4 protein-coding genes are annotated in these 5,524 nt (G+C 41.8%); 3 read left to right on the top strand and 1 reads right to left on the bottom strand.

Features of this window, described 5'->3' with window-relative positions; all coding sequences use genetic code 11:
* Positions 1-175: 175 nt before the first annotated feature.
* Positions 176-1,648 (bottom strand): group II intron reverse transcriptase/maturase, encoded by a 1,473-nt coding sequence (gene ltrA, locus AB4589_RS23230; protein ID WP_099426181.1) that lies wholly within the window; start codon positions 1,646-1,648, stop codon positions 176-178.
* A 288-nt stretch (positions 1,649-1,936) separates the two neighbouring features.
* Here ltrA and AB4589_RS23225 point away from each other — a divergent pair, with 288 nt between their 5' ends.
* The 3 genes from AB4589_RS23225 (at position 1,937) to AB4589_RS23215 (ending at position 5,026) form a co-directional block, all read left to right on the top strand.
* Positions 1,937-2,974: an IS110 family transposase gene (locus AB4589_RS23225; protein WP_372101779.1), complete on the top strand. Its 1,038-nt coding sequence runs from the start codon at positions 1,937-1,939 to the stop codon at positions 2,972-2,974.
* 785 nt (positions 2,975-3,759) lie between these two features.
* Positions 3,760-4,230 (top strand): GNAT family N-acetyltransferase, encoded by a 471-nt coding sequence (locus tag AB4589_RS23220; protein ID WP_048664394.1) that lies wholly within the window; start codon positions 3,760-3,762, stop codon positions 4,228-4,230.
* A 319-nt stretch (positions 4,231-4,549) separates the two neighbouring features.
* Positions 4,550-5,026 carry an NUDIX hydrolase gene (locus AB4589_RS23215; protein WP_008224764.1) on the top strand — a complete coding sequence of 159 codons (477 nt, stop codon included), beginning with the start codon at positions 4,550-4,552 and terminating at the stop codon, positions 5,024-5,026.
* Positions 5,027-5,524: the final 498 nt, after the last annotated feature.

The raw sequence follows: 5,524 nt of genomic DNA, 5'->3' as shown, positions 1-5,524 counted from the left end.
CTTATTTATGTCCAAAACCCTCACAGGCTGAACTTTTACCTGTGGCACGTTCTACCTCAGAAATGTCGGGTGGACGACACTTGTTACCAAGTGCCGTCTCCCTAAGAACCCAGCGTGCAACTTTCACTGCACTAGGCTCAAGCCTCCACGAAGGCATCGTTTGATACCCAGCAACTTATAAAGCAGTCGAAGCAGGTTCGTTCCAAGAGTTACGAGCTAGCCTTTTAGATTTTCTCTTTACCAAGTATTCTTGGTAAAGAGGGTCAAAGGGTGTCGCTGCACTTCGGATTTTCACATGCCTTTCTATTGGCACTTTGGCTATTTGGAAGAGATTGAACTGGCAATCCATATCCATGATCTTCTGCCAACCGTGAAACTGCCATTGGCCTTTTCGGTTGATGAAGTATTTTAGGGCAATCCAAGTTTTAGACTTTGTTGGATGACGCCTTTTAGCCCAGTGCCATAACGTATGGAATAACTTGTGACCTACATATCCGAATACCTGTTTAGCTACGCAGTGCCGATAATAGTTCGACCATCCCCTGAGTTTAGGATTTATCAGTTTGATAAGATCATTCACTGGAAGGGTTACGTGCTTTTTGATGAGTTCACGCAGATTGCTTAAGAACATCAACGTATTGGATTTACTCGGCTTGATGAGCAGTTTCCCTTTGTACTTCCTATGGTTGAACCCAAGAAAGTCAAAGCCATCGTTGATATGAGTAATGTGCGTTTTCTCTTCGGATAATGTTAAGCCTCTTTCCGCTAAGAAATCAGCAATCAACGGTTTGATATCGTTCTCGAGTACTTCCTTTGAAGCGCAAGTGACGACGAAATCGTCGGCATATCCAATAAAGTTAGCTCTTGCTCCTTTCTTAAGCGCGGTAGACTTAATGCGCTGTTCGAGACCCGATAACGTCATCAACATCAAGGTGGGGGATATAATTCCGCCTTGAGGAGTGCCTTCGTCGGTGTCGTAAAACAGCCCTTTGTCTACAAAGCCTGACTTTAGCCATTGCTCCAACATCCGTTTATCGATGGCGATGTTATCCATAAGCCATTGATGCCCGATTTTGTCGAAGCAAGCTTTAATATCTCCTTCAAGAACCCATTTAGCCGATTTCTTTAAAGCCAAACACTTGAAGCACTGGTCGACAGCGTCAGCCGTGCTACGATTTGTTCTAAAGCCATAACTATTCGGGTCGGCAGTTGTTTCTGATATAGGCTCTAGCGATAATAGGTGTAGCGCTTGTTGTGCTCTGTCTATCATGCATGGTATGCCCAGAGGTCGAAGCTTGCCATTCTTTTTGGGGATATAGATACGCCTGAGTGGTTTCGCTTGGTAAGCTTTCCGACTCAGTTGATTTACTGCTTTCATACGACGCGTGTCTGTATTCCAGACAACGCCGTCTATTCCAGGCGTTTTACTGCCTTTATTTTGAGAAACTCGCTTAACAGCAAGAAGTTTTGCTGAGCGAGAGTGAGTCAGTATCCACTGCAATGCTTTTGCTTTGCCGTGTTTACCGTCTCTAGTTGCCTTTGCGATACGCATTTGAAGCTTTAAGACGTTCGCCTCTGCGGCCTTCCAGTTAATGGATTGCCACAGTGCACTGTCAGAAGATGCACTAATCTCATTCGAAATCGTCATTTGCTTTTCTTCCTTAATAAAGTTCTTCAAACTCTCTCGCAACGAGAGACCAGTTGGAAGTGGGCTCACTTTCGTGATCAGGCACAAACCTGTATCTGCGTCATTACAATGCAGCCTTTGCTTTTTCCAACCTCCTCTACCCGCATCACTATCGGCCACAGGGGCTTTCCCGTAGGGAGAGATACAGGCTTACCGTGTTCCGTATGTCACGCAATGTCAGTTTAGATAATTGGACTCCCCAACCCTAAGTCCTACAATAGTAGGGTTCAAAATAATTTGGAGATTCAAATGAACAAGACGATTGTTGGCGTTGATTTAGCTAAAAAAGTGATCCAAGTTTGTATTTATACAAACAGAAAAGTGCACTCAAATACAGAGATGACACCGAAGGCGTTTACTTGTTGGTTAGTAAATTCAAGGCCTGCCACAATCGTGTTTGAAGCTTGTGGTACTTCGAATTATTGGAAGCAACTCGCTTCTTCTCATGGGCATGATGCTCGTTTAATCTCATCGAGATTAGTTGCTGTGGTCAGACAAAATCAGAAAACTGACAAAAATGATGCTTTGGCGATAGTACAAGCATCACTGTTACCTGATGTGAACTTTATTCAAGGTAAAACAGCCGAACAGCAGCAACTACAATCGATTGTCCGCTTACGAGAACTAAGCATAAGACAAAAAACCGCTTCTAAAAACCAATTGATTGCTTTGTTATCTGAATTAAATATTCAAGTCTCCAACAGAAATGGGGGGTTAAGAGCAACAATTGATGAAACCCAAGAAGACCCAGATAATGGTTTTTCACCTTCGTTTCGTCAGGCAATATCTACTGCCTGGGATCAATATTTATCGCTGGTTGAAGCGATTGATATTTACGACAACTGCCTTGAAGAATCTTTGAATTATCATCCTGAATGTAAGAAGTTACTTAAAATTGAGGGCATCGGTATCCTTAATGCTGTTAACTTATATATCGCGCTCGGGTGTGCTGACATTGGAGCTTTTAGTAAAGGGAAAGCAGCCGCAGCCTGCATAGGGCTCACACCAATACAACATTCAAGTGGGGGGAGAGCTAAAATCGGTTCGATAGGAAGAGGTTTTAAAAATACTCTGTTTCGAAGCCAATTGATTACTGGTGCGATGTCGATCGTAAGCAAGGTTGCCAATCGCCCACCGAAAACAAAAAAAGAAGAGTGGCTAAAAAATTTAATTGAACGTAGAGGTAAGAAGTGTGCTGCGGTAGCGTTGGCAAATAAAAATGTCAGAACAGCATTTGCTATTTTAACTCAAGGTACGGAATATAAAGCTGAACCGTTAGTATCTTAGTAAATTGTCTTAACAGTAAAATGCATAAATTGGATGAAAATCAGTTAGTCAAAGCAGCGGGCATCTGAGAGTCTTGAACTCGTAGCTTAGATTTGCTACTAACTCGCGTAAATATCGTAGAGCCTGAGTTAGCTACTCTTGTTGAGCTCGTACATAAGTGCGCATTTATTTCTGATTTACTGACGATTACTGTTGACAATGGGGAGTCCACATAAGATGCCCGCTATGGTGCGGAGAGTTCAATGATCACGAAAGAGCATGGGGCAATCTCTTTCCGACTCTCGTGCCTTTTGGCTACAGCGTATTAACCACTTCCGCTGTTTCACAACATAACGCACCTTACGCGGATTCACTTCTGTTCATCATGCTGACTACCTAGCACTCACCCGATGTTGTGGTTATCAGGAGGATCGTTCTCTCACGATTTCAATCCCGATTGGAAAATACCAACCTTCGTTACATTGTCAAAGCCGCTACTTTATTCAGGCTCCTAGGTTCATCTGGTGATACAGATGGTTCACTCGTTTAGCGGTGAACAGCGCTTCATACGACTTCACGTCGCACGCCCCAAAGTTCGTTAGAGCAAATGCCCTACACAATTTAGGGGCGTACGTTTTGCCCTACGAAAAGTTATCCAAATTCGGTAGCTGTCAAAGTTATGCCACACAGAAAACCGCCCCCATTATCTTTATCACTAACCTATTGATTTATTGTTGAAGCGTAAAAAGAAAGGCTGCATTATGTGATCATAGAATACAAACGCCGCTTAGCAATCAGGAGAAACAATGAGTGTAAATATCAGAAGTGCAGAAATCAGTGATTCGAAGGCAATCAGTGAATTAATCTTACCTTTAGCAAAAAAATATGTTTGTCCTACTTGTGATGCGTCTGCACACGATATTTTGCTCAATTCAATGTCAGAGGAAAATGTAGGAAAGTATTTATCCACCAATTACAACTATGTTATCGCCGTGACTGCGAATGATGAAGTGGTTGGCGTGGCTGGAGTTCGAGACAACTCTCATTTATATCACCTTTTTGTCGATGATAATTTTCAGGGCAATGGGCTTTCCCGCCAATTATGGGAAGCGGTTAAAGAAGAATCAATAAAAAATGGGAACAGCGGTATCTTTACGGTTAACTCGGCGGTAAATGCAGAAAGCGTATACTCACGGTTTGGTTTTAAACGCACTGAGGGCATCAGAAATCGGCAAGGAATGATTGATATTCCAATGCTGTTAGATCTTGCGTACTAACAAGCGTTTTTGCCCAGAGGCTTCATAGACCTGAAGTTTTACTCGCGGCACTTTTATCAAAAGTGCCAGCCAACTCAGATCTGCCCCTTTATCAGCTAGAACAAGAACTCATTCATATCCTGTTAATGGCAATTTACCCTACAAAAAGTTATCCGAATTCAGTACATCTAGAAATTATGCTTCACTTAGCAGTCTAACCTCTCAATGTGGTCACTAACTTATTGATTACAAATTGAAGTGATAGGTGAAAGTCTGCATTATATGGGCGTAAAATGCGGCGCAGAGTCATATAGAAGGCGTTATGCTACAAGGAGTAAAAATGTTGAGATTTGATCAAGGTGATGCTCGATTTAACTTTCGAAGTGCTGCCGTTATTGTTCATGATAATCATGTGTTATTACATAGAGTTGTCGGAGATTCTTTTTGGGCGCTTCCCGGTGGTAGAGTTGAGTTTTTCGAAAACTCAGATGCTACATTGAATCGAGAGCTACTAGAAGAGTTAGGGGTAGAGTCGTCTGTTAAGAAGCATCTTTGGCACGTTGAAAGTTTCTTTGAACATGCAAATAAAAAGTATCATGAAATCGCTAACTATTTTTTTGTTCAACTAAGCGAACCTCATAGATTTCCATTGAACGAACCTTTTCGTGGTATTGAGTCTGGCGTCGATCTTGAGTTTAGGTGGTTTTCATTGAACGAGTTGCCAGAAGTGGATGTAAAGCCAGAGTTTTTGCGTTTAGGTTTGTTAGATTTACCTTTAGAAACAAAGTACATCAAACTAAGTGAGATAGCAGCATAACAAATAAGAATTTAACGCTGCGAAGCCAGCGCTTAATCCGATTGTTGAACAAGCCCGATGCCTCTATATAAGTAAATTGTGCGATCTAACCTACATCAACAATACTGGACTTCCTGAATTTAAGCCGTTTGCCATACTTGCAGTTATTCATTAATTGCTAATTTAGTAAAGTCGCTGACAAACTTTTGTCCAAAGACGTGTTGTAAACACTGTGCTCTGTGTGCTCTGGGACAAGATCGCCTTAGTGCACATTTTTGGGAAGTGGTGTGATTACCGAGGGAGGTTGACGGTCTAAATAGAAATTAGATAGATTTACCGATGATGAATATTGTGTTTAGAGCAAAAAATGATGAGAGGATATTGTACTTCTCAAGCTTTATTGTTTCTGATGTTTTTAGATAGAAGCAGCGTAACTCCGCTCTTCAATACTACAAAGTACAGACTGGATACCGTTGAAGAACGGAAGTTCCAGTTGAATCTCTTTCAATAGGTAAATTA

The organism is Vibrio sp. 10N.222.49.A3, assembly GCF_041475145.1.
Taxonomy (GTDB): Bacteria; Pseudomonadota; Gammaproteobacteria; order Enterobacterales; family Vibrionaceae; genus Vibrio; species Vibrio tasmaniensis_A.
Note: the sequence above shows the minus strand (reverse complement) of the source record. Positions and strands in the feature narration are given on the sequence as shown.

What these genes read in the sequence shown, in the direction of transcription:
- ltrA (WP_099426181.1), bottom strand. Translation starts at nt 1,648, where the DNA reads ATGACGATTTCGAATGAGATTAGTGCATCTTCTGACAGTGCACTGTGG.
- AB4589_RS23225 (WP_372101779.1), top strand. Translation starts at nt 1,937, where the DNA reads ATGAACAAGACGATTGTTGGCGTTGATTTAGCTAAAAAAGTGATCCAA.
- AB4589_RS23220 (WP_048664394.1), top strand. Translation starts at nt 3,760, where the DNA reads ATGAGTGTAAATATCAGAAGTGCAGAAATCAGTGATTCGAAGGCAATC.
- AB4589_RS23215 (WP_008224764.1), top strand. Translation starts at nt 4,550, where the DNA reads ATGTTGAGATTTGATCAAGGTGATGCTCGATTTAACTTTCGAAGTGCT.